At 68.2% G+C, this 20,821-nt stretch carries 18 protein-coding genes; 9 read left to right on the forward strand and 9 right to left on the reverse strand.

Annotated features, from left to right (window positions below):
- Positions 1-119 precede the first annotated feature (119 nt).
- The 7 genes from JGS39_RS13520 (at position 120) to trxA (ending at position 9,589) form a co-directional block, all read left to right on the forward strand.
- Positions 120-2,417, forward strand: coding sequence for a DUF6049 family protein (locus JGS39_RS13520; protein ID WP_219569118.1), 2,298 nt, complete (start codon positions 120-122; stop codon positions 2,415-2,417).
- 49 nt (positions 2,418-2,466) lie between these two features.
- Positions 2,467-4,626, forward strand: a complete 2,160-nt coding sequence (murJ, locus tag JGS39_RS13525; protein ID WP_219569120.1) for a murein biosynthesis integral membrane protein MurJ — start codon at positions 2,467-2,469, stop codon at positions 4,624-4,626.
- A gap of 128 nt (positions 4,627-4,754) precedes the next feature.
- Entirely contained in the window at positions 4,755-6,434 is a 1,680-nt protein-coding gene (locus JGS39_RS13530; RefSeq protein WP_219569122.1) for a protein kinase family protein, read from the forward strand.
- 25 nt (positions 6,435-6,459) lie between these two features.
- Positions 6,460-7,182 (forward strand): RNA polymerase sigma factor SigM, encoded by a 723-nt coding sequence (gene sigM / locus JGS39_RS13535; RefSeq protein ID WP_219569124.1) that lies wholly within the window; start codon positions 6,460-6,462, stop codon positions 7,180-7,182.
- Positions 7,179-8,120 (forward strand): anti-sigma factor family protein, encoded by a 942-nt coding sequence (locus tag JGS39_RS13540; RefSeq protein ID WP_219569126.1) that lies wholly within the window; start codon positions 7,179-7,181, stop codon positions 8,118-8,120. Before sigM ends, JGS39_RS13540 begins: the two co-directional genes overlap by 4 nt.
- Before the next feature lie 133 nt (positions 8,121-8,253).
- Positions 8,254-9,216 (forward strand): thioredoxin-disulfide reductase, encoded by a 963-nt coding sequence (trxB, locus tag JGS39_RS13545; protein WP_219569128.1) that lies wholly within the window; start codon positions 8,254-8,256, stop codon positions 9,214-9,216.
- Positions 9,217-9,259: 43 nt separating this feature from the next.
- On the forward strand, positions 9,260-9,589 hold the full coding sequence (gene trxA, locus JGS39_RS13550; RefSeq protein ID WP_219569130.1) for a thioredoxin: 330 nt from the start codon (positions 9,260-9,262) through the stop codon (positions 9,587-9,589).
- Positions 9,590-9,664: 75 nt separating this feature from the next.
- Here trxA and JGS39_RS13555 read toward each other — a convergent pair whose 3' ends face one another.
- The 9 genes from JGS39_RS13555 to rpmH all read right to left on the reverse strand — a co-directional run bounded on the left by JGS39_RS13555 (position 9,665) and on the right by rpmH (position 16,445).
- Positions 9,665-10,282 carry a GNAT family N-acetyltransferase gene (locus JGS39_RS13555; protein WP_219569132.1) on the reverse strand — a complete coding sequence of 206 codons (618 nt, stop codon included), beginning with the start codon at positions 10,280-10,282 and terminating at the stop codon, positions 9,665-9,667.
- 229 nt (positions 10,283-10,511) lie between these two features.
- Entirely contained in the window at positions 10,512-11,615 is a 1,104-nt protein-coding gene (locus tag JGS39_RS13560) for a ParB/RepB/Spo0J family partition protein (RefSeq protein ID WP_219569134.1), read from the reverse strand.
- A complete protein-coding gene (locus JGS39_RS13565; protein ID WP_219569160.1) occupies positions 11,612-12,688 on the reverse strand; it encodes a ParA family protein in 1,077 nt (358 codons plus the stop codon). Before JGS39_RS13565 ends, JGS39_RS13560 begins: the two co-directional genes overlap by 4 nt.
- Before the next feature lie 255 nt (positions 12,689-12,943).
- Positions 12,944-13,660 (reverse strand): 16S rRNA (guanine(527)-N(7))-methyltransferase RsmG, encoded by a 717-nt coding sequence (rsmG, locus tag JGS39_RS13570; protein ID WP_219569136.1) that lies wholly within the window; start codon positions 13,658-13,660, stop codon positions 12,944-12,946.
- Positions 13,661-13,768: 108 nt separating this feature from the next.
- Positions 13,769-14,278 carry a Jag family protein gene (locus JGS39_RS13575; RefSeq protein ID WP_219569138.1) on the reverse strand — a complete coding sequence of 170 codons (510 nt, stop codon included), beginning with the start codon at positions 14,276-14,278 and terminating at the stop codon, positions 13,769-13,771.
- A 14-nt stretch (positions 14,279-14,292) separates the two neighbouring features.
- Complete coding sequence (gene yidC / locus JGS39_RS13580) at positions 14,293-15,555, reverse strand: membrane protein insertase YidC (RefSeq protein ID WP_219569140.1); 1,263 nt, start codon at positions 15,553-15,555, stop codon at positions 14,293-14,295.
- A gap of 3 nt (positions 15,556-15,558) precedes the next feature.
- Positions 15,559-15,918: a membrane protein insertion efficiency factor YidD gene (yidD, locus tag JGS39_RS13585; RefSeq protein WP_219569142.1), complete on the reverse strand. Its 360-nt coding sequence runs from the start codon at positions 15,916-15,918 to the stop codon at positions 15,559-15,561.
- The gene (gene rnpA / locus JGS39_RS13590; RefSeq protein ID WP_136326747.1) at positions 15,915-16,286 is read right to left on the reverse strand and encodes a ribonuclease P protein component; all 372 of its coding nucleotides are present in this window, start codon (positions 16,284-16,286) and stop codon (positions 15,915-15,917) included. The genes yidD and rnpA overlap by 4 nt, the downstream gene beginning before the upstream one ends.
- A gap of 21 nt (positions 16,287-16,307) precedes the next feature.
- The gene (gene rpmH / locus JGS39_RS13595) at positions 16,308-16,445 is read right to left on the reverse strand and encodes a 50S ribosomal protein L34 (protein WP_010985740.1); all 138 of its coding nucleotides are present in this window, start codon (positions 16,443-16,445) and stop codon (positions 16,308-16,310) included.
- A gap of 380 nt (positions 16,446-16,825) precedes the next feature.
- On the opposite strand from rpmH, the gene dnaA reads away from it, so the two are divergent.
- Together dnaA and dnaN are read left to right on the forward strand one after the other, a co-directional pair.
- Positions 16,826-18,619 (forward strand): chromosomal replication initiator protein DnaA, encoded by a 1,794-nt coding sequence (gene dnaA, locus JGS39_RS13600; RefSeq protein WP_219569144.1) that lies wholly within the window; start codon positions 16,826-16,828, stop codon positions 18,617-18,619.
- A gap of 953 nt (positions 18,620-19,572) precedes the next feature.
- Entirely contained in the window at positions 19,573-20,703 is a 1,131-nt protein-coding gene (gene dnaN, locus JGS39_RS13605; protein ID WP_219569162.1) for a DNA polymerase III subunit beta, read from the forward strand.
- Positions 20,704-20,821: the final 118 nt, after the last annotated feature.

The following is a 20,821-nucleotide window of genomic DNA, read 5'->3' on the forward strand; positions in this document are numbered from 1 at the left end:
CTCCCACTCATGTGACCCACTCCCTGGCACTTGACCGCGGCGCAGATCGTTACCATGCGGGGACGCAGCGACGGAGACAATGATCGACAGCAGCTGACGACGACGAGGGACGGATACGCGTGGCCGAGGCGGCAGACAACCAGGGGACGAGTCCCTCTCCTGCCCGTCGGTGGCTGCGGCGCACAGCCGCCGTGCTCGCCGGGGCCCCGCTCGTCGCCGCTCTGCTGGCCGGGGTGGCCGCCCCGCAGGCGCAGGCCGGCGGGACGAGCAAGGCGCCCACGGGCTCCAGCACGGTCTCGGTATCCCTGGACACCCTGACGCCGAGCGCCCCAGTGAAGGGGGACACGCTCACCGTCTCCGGCACCCTGGTCAACAGGGGCAAGAGAACCGTCACCGACGCGCAGGTCGACCTGCGCGTGGGCCCGCGGCTCTACAACAGGACCTCTATCGACGCGGCCGCCCAACGCACGGGGTACGTCCCGGGGGCGGATCCCTACCCGGTCGGCGGCAAGTACACCGTCAAGATCGCCAAGCTTCCTTCGGGCATCAGCCAGGACTTCACGCTGTCCGTTCCGGTCAGCAAGCTGGACCTCGGCGACGACGGGGTCTACCAGCTCGGCGTCTCGTTGTCGGGTCAGACGGCCGGCGCTCAGTACGACCACGTGCTCGGCATCAACCGGACGTTCCTGCCCTGGCAGAACAAGGACAGTGACTCCAAGACCGGCATCAGCTACCTGTGGCCGCTGATCGCGTCGGCGCATCTCACCGCGGAGACCGGCTCCGACGAGCAGCAGACCCCGGTGTTCGCCGATGACGACCTGGCCGCCGAGATCGCACCGGGCGGCCGCCTCGAACGGATGGTGTCGCTCGGCAGTCAGCTGCCCGTTACCTGGGTCGTCGACCCGGACCTGCTCGCCAGCGTCGACGCCATGACCAAGAGCTATCGCGTCAAGGCGGGTGACACCACGGTCGCCGGGACGAACCAGGCCGTGGCCAAGAAGTGGCTCAGCTCGCTGGAAGCCGCCGTGGCCGACGGCAAGGTCGTCGCACTGCCCTTCGGGGACCCCGATCTGGCCTCCATCGCACACCGCGGCAAGAACGTGTCGGGCACGCTCAGCCACCTCCAGACGGCCAGCGAGGTCGCCGGGGTGACGGTGGAGACGATCCTCCATCTGAAGCCCTCGACCGACTTCGCCTGGCCCGTCGACGGTGCGATCGACCCGTCCATCGTGGATGTCGCCACCTCGGCGGGTGCCCACAACGTGATCGCCCGCAGCGACAGCCTCCAGGAGACCGCCGGCCTGTCGTACACACCGACCGCCGCACGGCCCATCGGTGGCGGCACCACCGCGGTGGTGTCCGACGCCCGGCTCTCCAAGGCCTTCCAGGGCGACATGGCGAAGGCCGGGGACTCCACGCTCGCCGTGCAGAAGTTCCTCGCCCTGACGCTCGCGCTGTCCGAGCAGGACACGGACAAGGACCGAAGCATCGTCGTGGCTCCCCAGCGGATGCCGACCATCGCCCAGGCCCAGTCGATGGCCCGCGCGCTCCACGCCCTCGACGACGGGCGCTGGACCGAGTCCCAGACCCTGATCGAGGCAGCGGCGGCGAAGCCCGACGCCGAGGCGACCACCACGGTCCCCCGGACATCCCAGTACCCGAAGAAGCTGCGCAGCCAGGAGCTGCCCACCCAGGCCTTCCAGGACATCAAGTCCACCCAGGCCTCCCTCGACAACTTCCAGATCGTCCTCACCCAGCCCGAGCGGGTGGTGACCCCCTTCGGCAACGCCGTCAACCGGTCCATGTCGACGTCGTGGCGGGGCAAGCCCCTGGAGGCCCAGCAGTACCGGGACTCGGTGCGCACCTACCTCCAGGGCCTCATCAACGAGGTCCAGCTCATCTCGAAGTCGGATGTCACCCTGTCCGGCCGCAGCGCCACGATCCCCGTGACAGTGCAGAACAGGCTGCTCCAGAACGTCGATCATCTGGTGCTCCGGCTGAAGTCGGAGAACGCGACGCGCCTCGAGCTGAACGACGGCGGCGCTGTGGCCGAGCAGCCGATCCAGATCGGCGCCGGCCACAGCCAGTCCGTGAAGTTCGATGCCGCGGCCAATATCAACGGTCAGGTACAGATGACCGCGCAGCTCTACACGGATGACGGCAGGCCGTACGGCGCGGAGATGGCGTTCACCGTGAAGGTGTCCGAGCTCACCCCCACCGTGCTGCTCGTGATCGCCGGTGGCCTCCTGCTCCTGGTCCTCGCCGGAATCCGGATGTATGCACATCGCAAGCGTGCCAACGCGGGCGGCGCGGCCGGTGACGACGGCAGTGAACCCGAGCAGCCGAGTGACCCGACGCCGGACACCGGTCCCGAAAGCGCGGAGCCGTCGGGCACGGGTGAGAAAGTGGACCGTTGAGCGATGTCTGTCGCGGCCGGTCGGCCGGGGACGATGAGGTGGGGTTTCGATGAACGCGCCGTACGACGGTGACCGCGGTCAGGGTACGGGCGGAGCCGGTTATCCCGAGGGGCCACCGGTGCCCCCGGGTCCGGAGCAGGTACCGCCTGCCCCGGACCCGTATCTGCAGGACGCGTACGACTACGACCCCTACCGGTCCCAGGATCTCTCCGCCCAGGACCCGGTGAGCGAGGCGCTGTACGACCGCGCCGCTCATCCGCCGCCGCCCCCTGGCACCTATCAGCAGCCGCAGCCGCTCTACCAGCAGCCGCCGGCAGCCCAGTACCCGCCCGATCCGCGGATCTGGGCGCAGACGCCGCCACCCGAGCCGGACGGCCCGTCGCGCCACCTGCCGTACGGGGACGACGCCGCGACCACCCAGTTCGTGGGCCTCGACGATCTCGTCACCCAGGCGTCGACGAACCGCGAGGAGCCGGACGCTTTCGCTCACCTCTTCCGGGACCAGGAGGGCCCTGCGGGGACCCCGGCTCCGGACCGGCCCGAGCCGGCCCCCGCAGCCACGCCGCCGAAGTCGGGCGGCGGGCGGGCTTCCAGCCTGCTGAAGTCCAGCGCGGTCATGGCCGCCGGCACCCTCGTCTCACGACTCACCGGTTTCGTCCGCAGCCTGGTGATCACCGCCGCGCTCGGCGCGGCCCTGCTCGGCGACAGTTTCACCATCGCGTACACGCTGCCGACGATGATCTACATCCTCACCGTGGGCGGCGGCCTCAACTCCGTCTTCGTCCCGCAGCTCGTCCGCTCGATGAAGGACGACGAGGACGGCGGCGAGGCCTACGCCAACCGTCTGCTGACCCTGGTGATGGTCGCGCTCGGGCTGATCGTCGCCGTGGCGGTCTTCGCCGCGCCCTTCCTCATCCGCCTGATGTCCTCGACGATCGCCGGCGACCCTGCGGCCAACAACGTGGCCACCACGTTCGCCCGGTACTGCCTGCCCACCATCTTCTTCATGGGTGTGCACGTCGTCATGGGGCAGATCCTCAACGCCCGCGGGAAGTTCGGCGCGATGATGTGGACCCCGGTCCTCAACAACATCGTCATGATCGTCACGTTCGGCCTGTTCATCTGGGTGTACGGCACTTCGCACGAGTCCCAGATGGGTGTCACGACGATTCCGCCGGAGGGCGTCCGGCTGCTGGGCATCGGCACCCTGCTCGGCCTCGTCGTCCAGGCCCTGGCCATGATCCCGTATCTGCGCGAGGCCGGATTCCGCTTCCGTCCGCGCTTCGACTGGAGGGGCCACGGCCTCGGCAAGACGGTCAGGCTGGCCAAGTGGACGGTGCTGTTCGTCCTCGCCAACCAGGCCGGTGTGCTGGTCGTCACCCAGCTCGCGACCTCCGCGGGCAAGGCCTCCGGCCAGAACGGGGCGGGCTTCCTCGCATACTCCAACGCTCAGCTGATCTGGGGCATGCCGCAGGCGATCATCACCGTGTCGGTCATGGCGGCCCTGCTGCCGCGCATCTCCCGTGCCGCCCACGACAACGACCCGGGCGCGGTCCGCGACGACATCTCCCAGGGCCTGCGCAACTCGGCGGTGGCCATCGTGCCGGTCGCCTTCGCCTTCCTCGCCCTGGGCGTGCCGATGTGCACCCTGCTCTACGCCTCCAGCGGCCCCGAGGCCGCCCGCTCCATGGGATTCATCCTGATGGCCTTCGGCCTCGGACTGATTCCCTACTCCGTGCAGTACGTGGTGCTGCGCGGGTTCTACGCGTACGAGGACACCCGGACGCCCTTCTACAACACCGTCATCGTCGCCCTCGTCAACGCGGCCGCCTCGGCCGTCTGCTACGTCGTGCTGCCCGCCCAGTGGGCCGTGGTCGGCATGGCCGCCTCCTACGGGCTCGCCTACGCCGTCGGCGTCGGCATCGCGTGGCGCCGGCTCCGCAACCGCCTGGGCGGCGACCTGGACGGAGCGCACGTCCTGCGCACCTACGCCCGTCTGTGCCTCGCGGCGATCCCTGCGGCAGTGATCGCAGGCGGGGTGGGATTCGGCCTTCTCCACATGCTCGGCGACGGCGCTTCCGGCTCGCTCCTGGCCCTGCTCTGTGGCGGGATCGTGCTGCTGGGGGTCTTCGTCGTCGCGGCGAAGCGGATGCGGATCGAAGAGATCAACGGCATGGTCGGGATGATCAGGGGAAGGCTCGGCCGCTGAGGATCACCGGCCCGCACAACCATCGTCGGTTCCCGCGTGTCGTGCATGGTGCCGGAGTGTGGGCACAATTGGCGTGACTGTGCGGAGCTGGCTGGCATCGCCCAACGGATGGGGAGGCAGGAACGACGGTGGCGGAACGTAGCACGGCTGCCGTCGACGTGGCCGACAACAGTGGCGACGAGCCGCTGGCCGCGAAGGCGGACGAGGCCACGAGCGACGGTACGGCAGAAGCTCAGGATTCAACGGGCGCGGAGAGCGAGCCGAACGGCTCCGGAACCACCGTGCCGACCCCTGATCTGCACAGCGGTCACAAGCTTGCCGGGCGCTACCGGCTAGAGGAGTGCGTCACCCGCCTGGACGGGTTCAGCAGCTGGCGCGCTGTCGACGAGAAACTGCGCCGCGCGGTGGGAGTGCATCTCCTGCCCGCCGACCATCCACGGGCCCGGTCCGTGCTGGCTGCGGCCCGTTCGTCCGCCCTTCTCGGCGACCCCCGCTTCGTGCAGGTCCTCGACGCCGTGGAGGAGAACGATCTCGTCTACGTCGTCCACGAGTGGCTTCCGGACGCCACCGAGCTGACCGCCCTCCTGGGCGCGGGCCCGATGGACGCCCACGACGCGTACCAGCTCGTCAGTCAGCTCTCCCAGGCCATGGCAGCCGCACACCGCGAGGGGCTGGCCCATCTGAGGCTCACGCCCGGGGCGGTGCTGCGCAGTTCCTCCGGCCAGTACCGCATCCGCGGCCTCGCTGTGAACGCGGCGCTGCGGGGAATTACCTCCGACGGACCCCAGCGCGCCGACACCGAGGCGATCGGGGCCCTTCTGTACGCGGCGCTGACCCGGCGCTGGCCCTACGAGAGCGATGCCTACGGCCTCACCGGGCTTCCCAAGGGCGTCGGGCTGATCGCGCCCGACCAGGTGCGGGCCGGAGTCCACCGCGGTCTCTCCGAGATCGCCATGCGGGCGCTCGCCAACGACGGAGCCACGGCGTCGCGCCAGGAGCAGCCGTGCACCACCCCGGACGAGCTCGCCAAGGCGGTCGCGGCGATGCCGCGCATCCGCCCGCCCGAGCCCACGTTCACCGCCCCGCCGGAGTACCAGCGGACCACGTACCAGCAGGGCACGTACGGGCGCCCGGCCGGACCCGGCAACGGCCCCACTCAGCCTGTCGCCGTACCTCCCGCCCCGCTCCAGAGCCGCACCGGCAAGGCGCTCAAGTGGGCCGTGTCGGCGCTGCTCATCGCCGCGCTCGGTCTCGGCAGCTGGCAGCTGGCGGAGACGCTCCTGGACCGCGACAAGGGCTCCGACGACCCGGGCACGACCCAGACCAACCCGGAGAACGGCGACGAGCCAAAGTCGGTCGCGGAGAGCAAGCCGGTGCCGATCATGGGCGCTCGGGACTACGACCCCCTCGGGGACCAGTCCGAGAAGCCCCAGGACATCGGTCACGTCTACGACGGCGACGCGACGAGCTACTGGAACACCGACGGCTACTTCACCGCCGACTTCGGCAAGCTCAAGGACGGCGTGGGTGTCGTACTGGACCTCGGCAAGGTCCAGCAGGTCGGCACGGTGGACGTGACCTTCCTGGGTGGCACCACATCGGTCGAGTTGCGGACAGCCACCAGCGCCGAGGTGCCGAAGCTTCCCACCGGCTTCACCAAGGTTGCACAGGGTTCCGGAACAAAGGTGGCACTCAAGCCTGGCGAACCCGTCCAGGCACGGTACCTTCTGGTCTGGCTCACCAATTTGCCACCGAGCGATTCAGGGAACTTCCGAGGCAAGATCTCGGACATCAAGGTCACCAGCTGACAGCGCCAGGGGAGGGGGCTCACCGTTGGACAGCACGAGATTCGCCGACACGAGCGACCAGGATCTTCTGGCCGACCACGTCGCCGGCGAACCGGACGCCTTCGGTGAGCTCGTACGACGTCATCGCGACCGGCTGTGGGCCGTGGCGCTGCGGACCCTGGGCGACCGCGAGGAAGCGGCCGATGCCGTGCAGGACGCCCTGATCTCCGCCTTCCGCGCCGCCCACACCTTCCGTGGCCAGTCCGCCGTCACCACCTGGCTGCACCGGATCACGGTCAACGCCTGCCTCGACCGGGTCCGGAAGGCGTCCTCCCGGAAGACCGCGCCGGTCGACGACGCGGAGCGGCTCGACCAGCTCATGGAGCCCCACGAGTCCGCCGAGGCGCCGGCCGAGCGCCAGGACCTTCAGCGCGAGCTGTTCGCGGCTCTCGCCACACTTCCCGCCGAACAACGGGCCGCCCTCGTCCTCGTCGATATGCAGGGGTATCCGGTGGCGGAAGCGGCCCGCATCCTCGATGTGCCGGTCGGCACCGTGAAAAGCCGCTGCGCGCGCGGACGCGCCAGGCTTGCCCCCCAGCTCACCCATCTCCGCAGCGGGACCGACGACGGCAAGGGGCCGGGGACGGAGGAGGGTCCGAGGACGGAAGGGAACCGGACGCCGAGAGCATCCGTCCCACCCGCGGCGGGACCAAGGGACGTGGACACGAGTGATCCAGCGGCAGCGAAGGGCGGAGGTGGACGCACATGACATCAACGACCGACGCGACCCGGCACCCGGACGTCTCGGAGATCTCCGACCTCACCGAGGACCTGCTCCCCCCGTCCCGCGCCGAGGATGTCCGAGACCATCTGGCCGGCTGCGAGATCTGCTCCGATGTCCTCGTCTCTCTGGAGGAGATCCGCGGGCTCCTGGGCACCCTGCCGGCCGCTGAACCCATGCCCGCCGATGTCGCAGACCGCATGGACGCCGCACTCGCGGACGAAGCAAGAGGGCGCACTCCCTTCGCGGCGCCTGTCTCAACGGCAGATGTTTCACGTGAAACAGAGCCCGCTGTCACGGCGAAGGAGCTCTCGGACCGACCCTCAGGGCACTCACGCGCCGCCACCGGTCCCGGTCGCCGTGCCGTCCGCCGGCGACGCCGAAACGCAGTGCTCGGCGCCGCACTCGGCGCCGCTGTCGTCAGCGTGAGCGTCCTGCTTCTGCAGAACGTCACCTCGTCCGGGAGCTCGGACGGGTTCAAGGCGGCCGACCAAGGCGTCAGCGCTTCCAGGGACGGATCACAGGCGTTCTCTCAGTCCACACTGGAAGATCGGGTTCACAGCCTTCTGGGCTCCCACACGGATTCTGTCGGCCCACAGGAATCCAGCGGCGCAAAGCAGAATCCTTCCGCTGACACGAAGTCCTCGGCGGAGTCCTCCCCGCCCACATCCGCATCCCCTCAGGCCCCGCTCCGTGCTCCCTCCGTAGCCGTCCCCCCTTGTATCGAGCAGGGCATCGGCCGGAACACCGCCGCCCTCGCCATCGAGCGGGGCATCTACGAAGGTTCCGACGCCTTCCTCGTCGTCCTCCCGCACCCCACGGACTCCGCCAGGGTTCAGGCCTACGTCGTCGACGCGGCATGTGTCGGCGCCGAGCCTGCGGCCAAGGGAAAGCTCCTGCTGACGCACGTCTACGCACGCCCCTGAGAATCACGCCTGATGCCGCCCCGGCACGTCGGGAATGCATCCCCCGTAGGATCCGTTGGGTGGGGTGAGAGTCGTTGAACCGACCCCAGTAGGCGTGGACAGTAGGCAGTCTGCAGAGACGAGGAAGAAACCCGTGAGCGACGTGCGTAATGTGATCATCATCGGCTCCGGCCCCGCGGGCTACACAGCCGCCCTGTACACCGCGCGTGCCTCGCTGAAGCCGCTGGTGTTCGAGGGCGCCGTCACCGCTGGTGGCGCGTTGATGAACACCACCGACGTGGAGAACTTCCCCGGATTCCAGGACGGGATCATGGGCCCGGAGCTCATGGACAACATGCGCGCCCAGGCCGAGCGCTTCGGTGCCGAGCTCATTCCGGACGACGTGATCTCCGTGGACCTCACGGGTGACATCAAGACGGTCACCGACACCGCCGGCACGGTGCACCGCGCCAAGGCCGTCATCGTCACCACCGGTTCGCAGCACCGCAAGCTCGGTCTGCCCAACGAGGACGCCCTCTCCGGACGCGGCGTCTCCTGGTGTGCCACCTGCGACGGCTTCTTCTTCAAGGACCAGGACATCGCCGTGATCGGCGGCGGTGACACCGCGATGGAAGAGGCGACGTTCCTCTCCCGCTTCGCCAAGTCGGTCACCATCGTCCACCGCCGCGACTCCCTGCGTGCCTCCAAGGCCATGCAGGACCGCGCATTCGCCGACCCGAAGATCAAGTTCGCCTGGGACAGCGAGGTCGCCGGTGTCCACGGCGAGCAGAAGCTCTCCGGTCTGACCCTGCGCAACACGAAGACCGGCGAGACGTCCGAGCTCCCCGTGACCGGCCTGTTCATCGCCGTCGGCCACGACCCGCGCACGGAGCTCTTCAAGGGCCAGCTCGACCTCGACGACGAGGGCTACCTCAAGGTCGCGGCTCCCTCGACGCGCACCAACCTCACCGGTGTCTTCGGCGCCGGCGATGTCGTCGACCACACCTACCGGCAGGCCATCACCGCTGCCGGCACCGGCTGCTCCGCCGCCCTCGACGCCGAGCGCTTCCTGGCCGCGCTCGCCGACGACGAGAAGGCCGCCGCAGCCACCGTCTGATCCACGCCTTACCCCACACCCCCGCGAAGTTAAGGAGGCCGCCGTGGCCGGCGCCCTGAAGAACGTGACCGACGACTCGTTCGACGAGGTCGTCCTGAAGAGCGACAAGCCCGTGCTGGTGGACTTCTGGGCTGCCTGGTGCGGCCCGTGCCGCCAGATCGCCCCCTCCCTGGAGGCGATCGCCGCCGAGCACGGCGAGATCGAGATCGTCAAGCTCAACATCGACGAGAACCCGGCCACCGCTGCCAAGTACGGCGTCATGTCCATCCCGACGCTGAACGTCTACCAGGGTGGCGAGGTCGCCAAGACCATCGTCGGTGCCAAGCCGAAGGCCGCGATCCTCCGCGACCTCGAAGGCTTCATCACCGAGTAGAGCCGGACAACCGTTCCGCTGTTTCACGTGAAACGGGCCCATCCCCTGAGGGATGGGCCCGTTTCACGTTCCTGCTCACAGAGGCCGCAGCGCGGGCTCCTTCTGCACAGCCCCCAGCAACCGGTCCAGAGCCAGCTCTACGTCTTCCTTCCACGACAACGTCGTGCGCAGCTCCAGGCGCAACCGTGGGTGCATCGGGTGGGGCCGTACGGTCTTGAAGCCCACAGCCAGCAGATGATCTGCGGGCAGCACACAGGCGGGTTCCTTCCAGCGGGCGTCCCCGAAGGCCTCGATCGCCTTGAACCCCCGGCGGATCAGGTCCTTGGCAACGGTCTGCACCATGACCCGGCCCAGTCCCTGGCCCTGGTATCCCGGCAGGATCAGGGCGGTCATCAGCTGAACCGCGTCGGGGGAGACAGGACTCGTCGGAAAGGCAGTCGCTCTCGGCACGTAGGCGGGCGGAGCGTAGAGGACGAAGCCGGCCGGAACGTCGTCGACATAGACCACGCGGCCGCAGGATCCCCACTCCAGCAGAACAGCGGAGATCCAGGACTCCTTCTCCCGTTCGGCTCTGCCGCCCTTGACCGCAGCGTCTCCCCTGACCGGATCGAGTTCCCAGAACACGCACGAGCGGCAGGGCTGGGGGAGATCAGACAGGTTGTCCAGCGTGAGCGGTACGAGCCGACGCCCCATGAAGGCTGTTCCTCACTTCCCTCACCCACCGCGTCATGTGACGGCCGGTGCACTCCGTTCGCGGAGGTGGATCAAATGGATGCGCCCTACCAGAACGCATCGTATCCACCGAGGGATCAAGCCGACACCGTGAAGAAGCAAAGGGCGGACCGTCACCTGAAGGAAAGCGAAAAGCGGGCCGTGCTCCGTCATCCGCCGGAGCACGGCCCGCCACTCACCACCCGGAACGTCAGCTCTCGTCGTCCTCGGCCGGCTCCTCAGCGGAGGTGCGGTCCAGGACACGCCCCTCGCCGGGCGCGAGGCTGCCGAGAATGCGGTCCAGATCCTCCATCGATGCGAACTCGACGACGATCTTTCCCTTCTTCTGCCCGAGGTCGACCTTCACCCTGGTCTCGAACCGGTCGGACAGCCGGGACGCCAGGTCGGTCAGCGCCGGCGACAGCCGACCCCCGGCCCGAGGCCCCTTCGCCCGTGCCGTGCTCGTGGGCCTGGAGCTCATGAGCGTCACGATCTCCTCGACCGCGCGCACGGAGAGCCCTTCGGCCACGATGCGATGCGCCAGCTTGTCCTGCTCCTCGGAGTCGTCCACCGACAACAGCGCCCGTGCGTGTCCTGCCGACAGCACCCCGGCCGCGACCCTGCGCTGAACCGGCGGCGACAGGCGCAACAGACGCAGGGTGTTGGACACCTGCGGCCGGGAACGCCCGATCCGGTCCGCCAGCTGGTCATGGGTGCACTTGAAGTCCTTGAGCAGCTGGTCGTACGCGGCTGCCTCCTCCAACGGGTTCAGCTGAGCCCGGTGGAGGTTCTCCAGAAGCGCGTCCAGAAGGAGCTTCTCGTCGTCGGTGGCCCGGACGATCGCCGGGATCTGCTTCAGATCGGCCTCACGGCAGGCCCTCCAGCGCCGCTCGCCCATGATGAGTTCGAAGCGCCCGGACGCCGCTTTCCGTACGACGACGGGCTGGAGAAGACCCACCTCCTTGATGGAGGTGACCAGCTCGGCGAGCGCGTCCTCGTCGAACACCTCACGCGGCTGACGAGGGTTCGGCGTGATCGAGTCGATGGGAAGCTCGGCGAAGTACGCCCCGGCCACCTCGGCCGGGCCGGCGGTGCCGTCGGACACCGAGACCGGTGCGCTCGGCTCCGGCACCACAGGGCCACCCGAGCCAAGGGTGGTCACCTTCGCGACGGCCACACCCCGCTCGGACGTCAGCACCGGCATCGTCCCGGACGAGGACGTACCCATCCCGGCGGGCGGCACCTGCTTCTCCTGCGGAGCGGCGGGGATCAGGGCACCTAGCCCTCGCCCCAAACCTCTGCGACGCTCACTCACTGGATCCCCTCCGAAGTATTCTGCTGGCTGTTCCGGCTGCCCGTCTGGGCGTGCTGGGCCTCGTACTGGACCCCGACCCCGCGCAACGCGATCTCACGGGCTGCTTCGAGGTAGGACAGGGACCCGCTTGAACCGGGGTCGTACGTGAGCACGGTCTGCCCGTAGCTCGGCGCTTCCGAGATCCGCACCGACCGGGGAATGCTGGTCCGCAACACCTCCTTGCCGAAGTGACTGCGCACCTCCTCCGCCACCTGTGACGCGAGCCTGGTCCGGCCGTCGTACATGGTGAGCAGGATGGTCGACACATGGAGATCGGGGTTGAGATGCCCCCGCACCAGGTCGACGTTGCGCAGTAGCTGACCCAGCCCTTCCAGCGCGTAGTACTCGCACTGAATCGGGATCAGCACCTCCGCGCCGGCCACCAGAGCATTGACCGTCAGCAGGCCGAGCGAGGGCGGGCAGTCGATCAGGATGTAGTCGAGCGGCTGCTCGTACGCCTGGATCGCTCGCTGCAGCCGGCTCTCCCGCGCCACCAGCGACACCAGTTCGATCTCCGCACCGGCGAGATCGATGGTCGCCGGGGCACAGAAGAGACCCTCGACGTCCGGGACCGGCTGGACCACGTCGGAGAGCGGTTTGCTCTCCACCAGGACGTCATAGATGGAGGGGACCTCGGCATGGTGGTCGATCCCCAGAGCCGTAGAGGCGTTCCCCTGCGGGTCGAGGTCGACCACCAGAACACGTGCACCGTGAAGTGCCAGCGAGGCGGCAAGGTTGACCGTCGAGGTGGTCTTGCCTACCCCGCCCTTCTGGTTGGCCACCACCATGACCCGCGTCTGGTCAGGCCGCGGCAGCCCCTCGCCGGCACGGCCGAGGGCCTCCACCGCCAGCTGGGCCGCACGACCGATGGGTGTGTCATCCATCGGCGGCGGTGTTTCACGTGAAACACCGTCCCCCGCCGATTCGGATCGGGGACCGGGGACCGGATCGGTCATCGGTCCCGCGATGTTGGCGTCGGACCGCAAGGATTCACTCTCCTCGACTTCAGGCTCGCAATGAGCAGAGCCTGCCATGGTTTCGGGGTCGCGAACCAGCGAGGCCCGCTCTTCTGTGGATGAATCCACTTCTGTGGACAACTCCGTAGCCCTAACGGGCCTGCGATGGCGAGGGGCGGCGGCCGCACGACCGCGGCCGATGATTCCATGCAGCAGAGAGCGACGTTTCACGTGAAACACGATGCCCCTGCAGCGTAGCTACAGGGGCACGACACTCCGCGCGGGGTACGCACAGCTGCGCCCAGCGACGACGGCCGGTACGCACAGCTGCGCTCAGCGACGACGTCGGGTCCGGCTGACCCGCGCGGCCTTGGCACGCTTTGCGGCGAACCTCACACCGCCAGGACTCTCGCCCACCACCACACGCACCACGGTGGACATCGGGTCGACGACGCCTTCGCCTACGTGGAGCACCTCTGTCTCCACGACGCCGAGCTTGCTGAGGGCCGCTCGCGCGCCGTTAATCTCCTCCTCGGCGGTATCGCCCTTGAGCGCCAGCATCTCGCCGTACGGGCGCAGCAGGGGCACTCCCCAGCCCGCCAGGCGATCCAGCGGTGCGACCGCCCGAGCCGTCACCACATGCACCGGCTGGAGCGTGCCCAGAACTTCCTCGGCCCGGCCACGGACGACCGTCACATGATCGAGCCCCAGCAGCTCGACGACCTCCTGGAGGAAGTTCGTACGCCGCAGCAACGGTTCCAGCAGGGTGATCTTCAGGTCCGGGCGCACCAGCGCCAGGGGAATCCCCGGAAGGCCCGCGCCGGAGCCCACATCGCAGACCGTGACGCCGTCAGGGACGACCTCGGAGAGCACCGCGCAGTTCAGCAGGTGCCTCTCCCACAGACGCGGGACCTCGCGCGGACCGATCAGCCCACGCTTGACCCCCGCGTCGGCCAGCAGTTCCGCGTACCGGACGGCCTCGGGAAAGCACTCACCGAACACCTCCCGGGCCTCGTCGGGCGCCTGGGGAAGCGCTACTTCCTCCGTCACGGGAACCGTCCTTCCATACCGCTTTACCGCACCATGGGTGGCTGACTATCAGGCTGACAAAGATCGGCCCCGTCTGCGAACAGACGGGGCCGACACGAGAGGATCCGGTCAGGCCGGAAGGACGACGACGAAGCGCTGCGGCTCCTCGCCCTCCGATTCGCTGCGCAGACCTGCGGCCGCGACCGCGTCGTGCACAACCTTGCGCTCGAACGGCGTCATCGGGTCGAGCTTCACCGGCTCACCGGTGCTCTTGACCTCGTCCGCGGCCTTGGCACCCAGCTCGGCGAGTTCCGTGCGCTTCTGGGCGCGGAACCCGGCGATGTCGAGCATCAGACGGCTGCGGTCACCGGTCTCCCGGTGCACGGCCAGCCGCGTCAGCTCCTGGAGTGCCTCCAGCACCTCACCGTCGCGGCCCACGAGCTTCTGCAGTTCACGTGCCGATTCACTGATGATCGAGACCGCGGCCCGGTCCGCCTCGACGTCCATGTCGATGTCGCCGTCGAGGTCGGCGATGTCGAGCAGGCCCTCAAGGTAGTCCGCTGCGATCTCCCCTTCCTGCTCGAGGCGGGTCAAGGTGTCGCTGCCCTCAGCGGCCGTGGTGGTGGTGCCTTCCGTCACGGATGGACTCCTTCTTACTTCTTGGACGGGTGCTTGGGCCGCTGCGGACCCTTGCGCTGTCCGGACTTGGCTTGGCGTGAGGAGCCGGACGCGGGCTTGCCCGCCGGCTTGGGCTTGTCGTCCTGCGGTGCGCTCTTCTGCAAGGAGGTCTTCGACTCGGACTCGCCGGCCTCCGCGTCCTTGGCCCCGCCCGGGTGGCCTGCGGTGGTCTGGCGCTTCGCCTTCGTCTGACGCTTGGGCTGCTGGCGCCTCTGTGCGGCTCCGCCCTCGGCCTCGGCGACGGCCGTGTCGCTCTTGGCCACCGTGCCGTCCTCCTGGGGGGCGAGGCCGAGCTTGGCCAGGCCGGTCACGAACTTCCGCTCGATGTCATTGCGGTCCGTGCCCTTGGCCACGATGCGCTTGACCGTGTTGCGCCGGGTGCGGCCCTTCACCTCACCGTGCGAGGTGACGCTCTTCAGGAGACGGCCGAGGTACTGCTCCTGCGCCTTGCTGCCCGGGGTGGGGTTCTGGTTGATCACGTACATCTGCTGACCCATGGTCCAGACGTTCGTGGTGAGCCAGTAGACGAGGACACCGACGGGGAAGTTGATACCCATGACGGCGAAGATCAGCGGGAAGATGTACATGAGCATCTTCTGCTGCTGCATGTACGGCGTCTTGACCGTGAGGTCGACGTTCTTCGTCATCAGCTGGCGCTGCGTGAAGAACTGCGAGGCCGACATCATCACGATCATGACCGCGGTGACGATCCGCACGTCGGTCAGCGAGGCGCCGAGCGCCTCGACCTTCTCGGCGCTGTCCATGAACTTGGCGGCCAGCGGAGCACCGAAGATGTGTGCCTGACGAGCGCTGTCGAGCAGCGACTGGTCGATGACACCGATCTTCTTGTTCGACGCGATGGCAGAGAGCACGTGGTACAGGGCGAAGAAGAACGGCGACTGCGCCAGGATGGGAAGGCACGAGGAGAGCGGGTTGGTACCCGTCTCCTTGTACAGCTTCATCATCTCTTCGGACTGACGCTGCTTGTCGCTCTTGTAGCGCTCCTGGATCGCCTTCATCTTCGGCTGGAGCACCTGCATGTTCCGCGTCGACTTGATCTGCTTGACGAACAGCGGGATCAGGCAGATACGGATCAGCACCACGAGGGACACGATGGAAAGACCCCAGGCCCATCCCGTGTCAGGGCCGAAGATCGCCCCGTACAACTTGTGGAACTGGACGATGACCCAGGAAACGGGCCACGTGATGAAGCTGAACAGACTGGCAATCGTGTCCACTAATCAGGCTCCTTGAGCATTGGGCGAAGTCTCTGCGGCCGGACCCGGGAGGTCGGTGGCCGACTTCCCGGAAGGCACATCAGCGGCGGAGTCCCCGCCCTTGCTGCCGCGTACGGCACTACGCAGCAGTTCGTGCCAGCGCGGACGTTTGCGTGGTGGAACGTGATCCACGCCGCCGGGTGACCACGGATTGCATCGCAGGATGCGCCAGGCTGTCAGCGCCGTGCCCTTGATCGCTCCGTGCCGGTCGATCGCCGTATATCCATAGTGGGAACACGACGGGTAGTAACGGCAGACAGGCCCGAGTAGTGGGCTGATCGTCCACTGGTACAGCTTGATGAGAGCCAGCAGCGGGTACTTCATCGCGCGCCCCCTCCCAGCAGCCGCTGGAGAGCGGCATCCAGGTCTCGGGCCAGCTGTTCATGGTCGGCGTCACCCGAACCGGGCAACGCGCGTACGACAACCAGGCTACCGGGGGGCAGCATGGCCAGCCGTTCGCGGACCAGATGGCGAAGCCTTCGCTTCACCGCTGTGCGGACGACCGCACCACCCACTGCTTTGCTGACAACGAAACCCGCACGCGGCGGGGGAGCAGTCTCCCCAGTCACGTGCGGGTCCGTTGCACCGCTGCGTAGATGGACGACGAGTAGCGGGCGGCCTGCCCTGCGTCCTCGTCGTACTGCGGTCGCGAAGTCCTCGCGCCGCCTCAGCCGATTCTCGGTAGGCAGCACGTCATGACGACCTGTACGCGATCAGGCGGACAGGCTGGCGCGGCCCTTGCCACGGCGGGACGCGAGGATCGCGCGGCCGGCACGGGTCCGCATACGCAGACGGAAACCGTGGGTCTTCGCGCGACGACGGTTGTTCGGCTGGAAGGTGCGCTTGCTCACTCGGGGGCTCCAGTAATGATCGTTTGTTGGCGGGACATCGCCTGGCTGTCACCGTGCGCCCACGAGAGACTCGCGTAAACGCCCTAGTTGCACCGCTTCACAATCACAGATCGTGATCTTTGCCCATCGGAGGCAGGCGGCAGCAGCCATCGACAACTCGACCTGGTCACGGTACGCGCGGCTACGCCATCCGGTCAAACCGACCCTGTCGGACCCCCCATTGTGCACAGCCTGTGGACAACGACTTGAACCGCACGGGTCAGCCCGCCTACCGTGGCTGAACCCCGGTTCTTTTTCTTCCCGCCTGCCGGTCCTCACCCATCCCGACCCATACGTCCCGAGAACCACACATTCGTGGGACCAGCGAGAGAGCGTGCCCTGTGGCTGACGTACCTGCCGATCTTGCCGCAGTGTGGCCACGCGTGCTGGAGCAACTCCTCGGGGAGGGCCAGCAGGGCATCGAGCCGAAGGACAAGCAGTGGATCGAGCGCTGCCAGCCGCTCGCCCTGGTCGCCGACACCGCGCTGCTCGCCGTCCCCAATGAATGGGGCAAGCGCGTCCTGGAGGGCCGGCTCGCCCCGCTCATCAGCGAGACCCTGAGCCGTGAGTGCGGGCGGCCGATCCGGATCGCGATCACGGTCGACGACTCCGCGGGCGACCCCCCGCATCCGCCGGCGCCCCCCATGCATCAGTCCCAGCAGCACCGCTACCAGGGGCCCCAGCACGAAGAGCGGCAGCACAACGACGGCTACGACGGATACGGCCACCGCCCCTCGGACGACGGCATGCCGACGGCCCGGCCCGCCTACCCCGACTATCAGCAGCAGCGCCCCGAACCGGGCGCCTGGCCGCGCACCCAGGAGGACCTCTCCTGGCAGCAGCCCCGGCTCGGCGGGTTCCAGGACCGCGAACCGTCCCCCGAGCAGTGGCGCGAGCCGTACGGAGGCGGCCGCCCCCAGCAGCAGCCGCAGCACGACTACCGTCCGCAACCGCCCGAGCGCCAGGGGTACGAGTCCCAGCGCCCCGAGCGCCACGACATGCAGGAGCCCCAGCACCGGCAGGGCGGTGGCACCGGACGGCCCGGCGGCGGCACCGGCCCCATGGGCGCACAGCCCGCACCGGCGCCCGGCCCCGGTGAACCGCACGCCCGGCTGAACCCGAAGTACCTCTTCGACACCTTCGTCATCGGGGCGTCGAACCGGTTCGCGCACGCCGCGGCCGTCGCGGTGGCCGAAGCGCCCGCGAAGGCGTACAACCCGCTCTTCATCTACGGGGAGTCGGGGCTCGGCAAGACCCACCTGCTGCATGCCATCGGGCACTACGCCCGCAGCCTCTATCCGGGCACCCGCGTGCGGTACGTGAGCTCGGAGGAGTTCACCAACGAGTTCATCAACTCGATCCGTGACGGCAAGGGCGACACCTTCCGCAAGCGGTACCGCGACGTGGACATCCTGCTGGTCGACGACATCCAGTTCCTGGCGAGCAAGGAGTCGACGCAGGAGGAGTTCTTCCACACCTTCAATACGCTCCACAACGCCAACAAGCAGATCGTGCTGTCCTCGGACCGCCCGCCCAAGCAGCTGGTGACCCTGGAGGACCGGCTGCGGAATCGTTTCGAGTGGGGTCTGACCACCGATGTGCAGCCTCCGGAGCTGGAGACGCGCATCGCGATCCTGCGCAAGAAGGCGGTACAGGAGCAGCTCAACGCCCCGCCGGAGGTCCTGGAGTTCATCGCCTCCCGTATCTCCCGCAACATCCGTGAGCTGGAGGGCGCCCTGATCCGGGTGACGGCCTTCGCCAGCCTCAACCGTCAGCCGGTGGACCTCGGGCTGACCGAGATCGTGCTGAAGGACCTGATCCCCGGCGGCGAGGACTCTGCTCCGGAGATCACGGCGACGGCCATCATGGCGGCGACCGCGGACTACTTCGGTCTGACGGTGGAGGATCTCTGCGGGTCCTCCCGCAGCCGTGTGCTGGTGACGGCGCGCCAGATCGCCATGTACCTGTGCCGCGAGCTGACGGACCTGTCACTGCCCAAGATCGGCGCCCAGTTCGGCGGCCGGGACCATACGACGGTGATGCACGCCGACCGCAAGATCCGCGCGCTGATGGCGGAGCGGCGCTCCATCTACAACCAGGTCACCGAGCTCACCAACCGCATCAAGAACGGCTGACGGCACACCGCGGCCGGCCCCACGCACGCGACCGAAGGGCGCTGTGCGGACTCGTCAGGAGTCCGCACAGCGCCCTTCTCCGTTCCCCGTGGAGCGCCCGGCAACCCCTGTTCGCGGCGATGGTGAGGCGCTCGGGGACCGTCGTCACGACGATGACGAGCGCTTCTGCCCGGCCTCGCTGTTCGAATACCCGCCAGGACACGGGTGTTCTCCACAGATCTGGGGAGAATTTTCCCTCCACAGCCTGGGGATTCAAAAGTTGTCCATACTGCTTCCACAGGCGAGACAGCCGATAGTCCATCAGGCCAGCTCAGGGGCCTGGGGATTTGTGGTCAACAATGATCCACAGCCTGTGGACAAGTTTTTCGTCCACAGGGGGCCGACGACGTTGTCCACCGTCGGCCCACAGGACGGCGGCCGTTTTCCCCAGGGATGACGGGCTTCTCCACACCGCTGTCCACTGTTCGGCAACGCAACACCCGCTTTCACCGCCCCGAGTGAAAGGCGTCACACCGAGAGGGTCGGTTGGGCTGTGGGGAACGTGGGTAAAGCTGGGGACAGCCCTGGGGAGAAACCCCCCTGCCCTGTGCATCGGGTGTGCACAACTTTCGGGTGTCCACAGAAACACCGGGTTGTCCACCGGTGCCACCCACAGGGTCGGTGGACAAAAAACTGGTTCTGACCTGCGAAAACGACGTTATCCACCGTTTCCACAGGCCCTACTACTACTGCCACCTATAGTTAGCCCGGAATCCGCTTCGAAGTGGGGCCTGTGCACAACTCGGCGCCGGAGCTCTCCGAACCTCTCGTCGCGACTTGACCCCGAGCAGCACCGAGTGTCGGTGCCGTACGTCAGACTGGTCCCCGGCGTCCTCCCCCCGGCATCGGTGGAGCGACCCGACCAGACGACGAAGGCCAGCAGGGCGAGCGAGCAACAGCAGGAGGCGGTTCCGGTGAAGATCCGGGTGGAGCGCGATGTACTCGCGGAGGCTGTGGCCTGGGTGGCCCGTAGCCTCCCGGCCCGTCCGCCGGCGCCCGTTCTTGCGGGCCTTCTGCTGAAGACTGAGGACGGCGCCCTCAGCTTCTCGAGCTTCGACTACGAGGTCTCGGCCCGGGTCTCGGTGGATGCCGAGATCGAGGAGGACGGCACGGTGCTCGTCTCCGGCCGGCTGCTCGCCGACATCTGCCGCGCCCTGCCCAACCGGCCGGTGGAGATTTCCACAGACGGTGTACGGGCGACGGTCGCCTGCGGATCCTCGCGGTTCACACTCCACACCCTTCCTGTGGAGGAGTACCCCGCACTTCCGCAGATGCCGACCGCGACCGGCACCGTGCCCGGTGAGGTCTTCGCCTCCGCCGCCGCCCAGGTCGCCATCGCCGCGGGCCGCGACGACACGCTGCCCGTGCTCACCGGTGTGCGCATCGAGATCGAGGGCGACACCGTCACCCTCGCCTCCACCGACCGCTACCGCTTCGCGGTCCGCGAGTTCCTCTGGAAGCCGGAGAACGCCGACGCCTCCGCTGTCGCGCTGGTGCCCGCCAAGACGCTGCTGGACACGGCCAAGGCGCTGACCAGCGGTGACACCGTGACGCTGGCCCTGTCGGGCTCCGGCGCAGGTGAAGGTCTCATCGGCTTCGAGGGCGCGGGCCGGCGGACGACCACCCGACTGCTCGAAGGCGACCTGCCGAAGTACCGCACTCTCTTCCCCACCGAGTTCAACTCGGTCGCGGTCATCGAGACGGCCCCGTTCGTCGAGGCCGTCAAGCGCGTGGCCCTGGTGGCCGAGCGCAACACCCCGGTGCGGCTCAGCTTCGAGCAGGGCGTCCTGATCCTCGAAGCGGGTTCCAGCGACGACGCACAGGCTGTGGAGCGCGTCGACTCCGTGCTGGAGGGCGACGACATCTCGATCGCCTTCAACCCGACCTTCCTGCTCGACGGCCTGAGCGCCATCGACTCGCCGGTCGCCCAGCTCTCCTTCACGACGTCCACCAAGCCCGCGCTGCTCAGCGGCCGGCCCGCTGTGGACGCCGAGGCGGACGATGCGTACAAGTACCTGATCATGCCGGTGCGCCTCTCCGGCTGATCCGGTCACCGGTCCTGCCGTCGTTCGAGGAATCGCGGCAGGACCCGACGGGCATGTTCAGCGCCGAGCATGCCCGGCGTCCTGTCCCCCGCCGGGCGTAGGCTCGGTCCTGGGTACG

This window comes from Streptomyces poriferorum, from assembly GCF_019399235.1.
GTDB classification, from domain to species: domain Bacteria; phylum Actinomycetota; class Actinomycetes; order Streptomycetales; family Streptomycetaceae; genus Streptomyces; species Streptomyces poriferorum.

Bases quoted from the DNA above. Each gene is read 5' to 3' on its own strand.
- murJ (WP_219569120.1), top strand. From the start codon at position 2,467: ATGAACGCGCCGTACGACGGTGACCGCGGTCAGGGTACGGGCGGAGCC.
- JGS39_RS13540 (WP_219569126.1), top strand. From the start codon at position 7,179: ATGACATCAACGACCGACGCGACCCGGCACCCGGACGTCTCGGAGATC.
- JGS39_RS13555 (WP_219569132.1), bottom strand. From the start codon at position 10,282: ATGGGGCGTCGGCTCGTACCGCTCACGCTGGACAACCTGTCTGATCTC.
- JGS39_RS13565 (WP_219569160.1), bottom strand. From the start codon at position 12,688: ATGGCAGGCTCTGCTCATTGCGAGCCTGAAGTCGAGGAGAGTGAATCC.
- yidD (WP_219569142.1), bottom strand. From the start codon at position 15,918: ATGAAGTACCCGCTGCTGGCTCTCATCAAGCTGTACCAGTGGACGATC.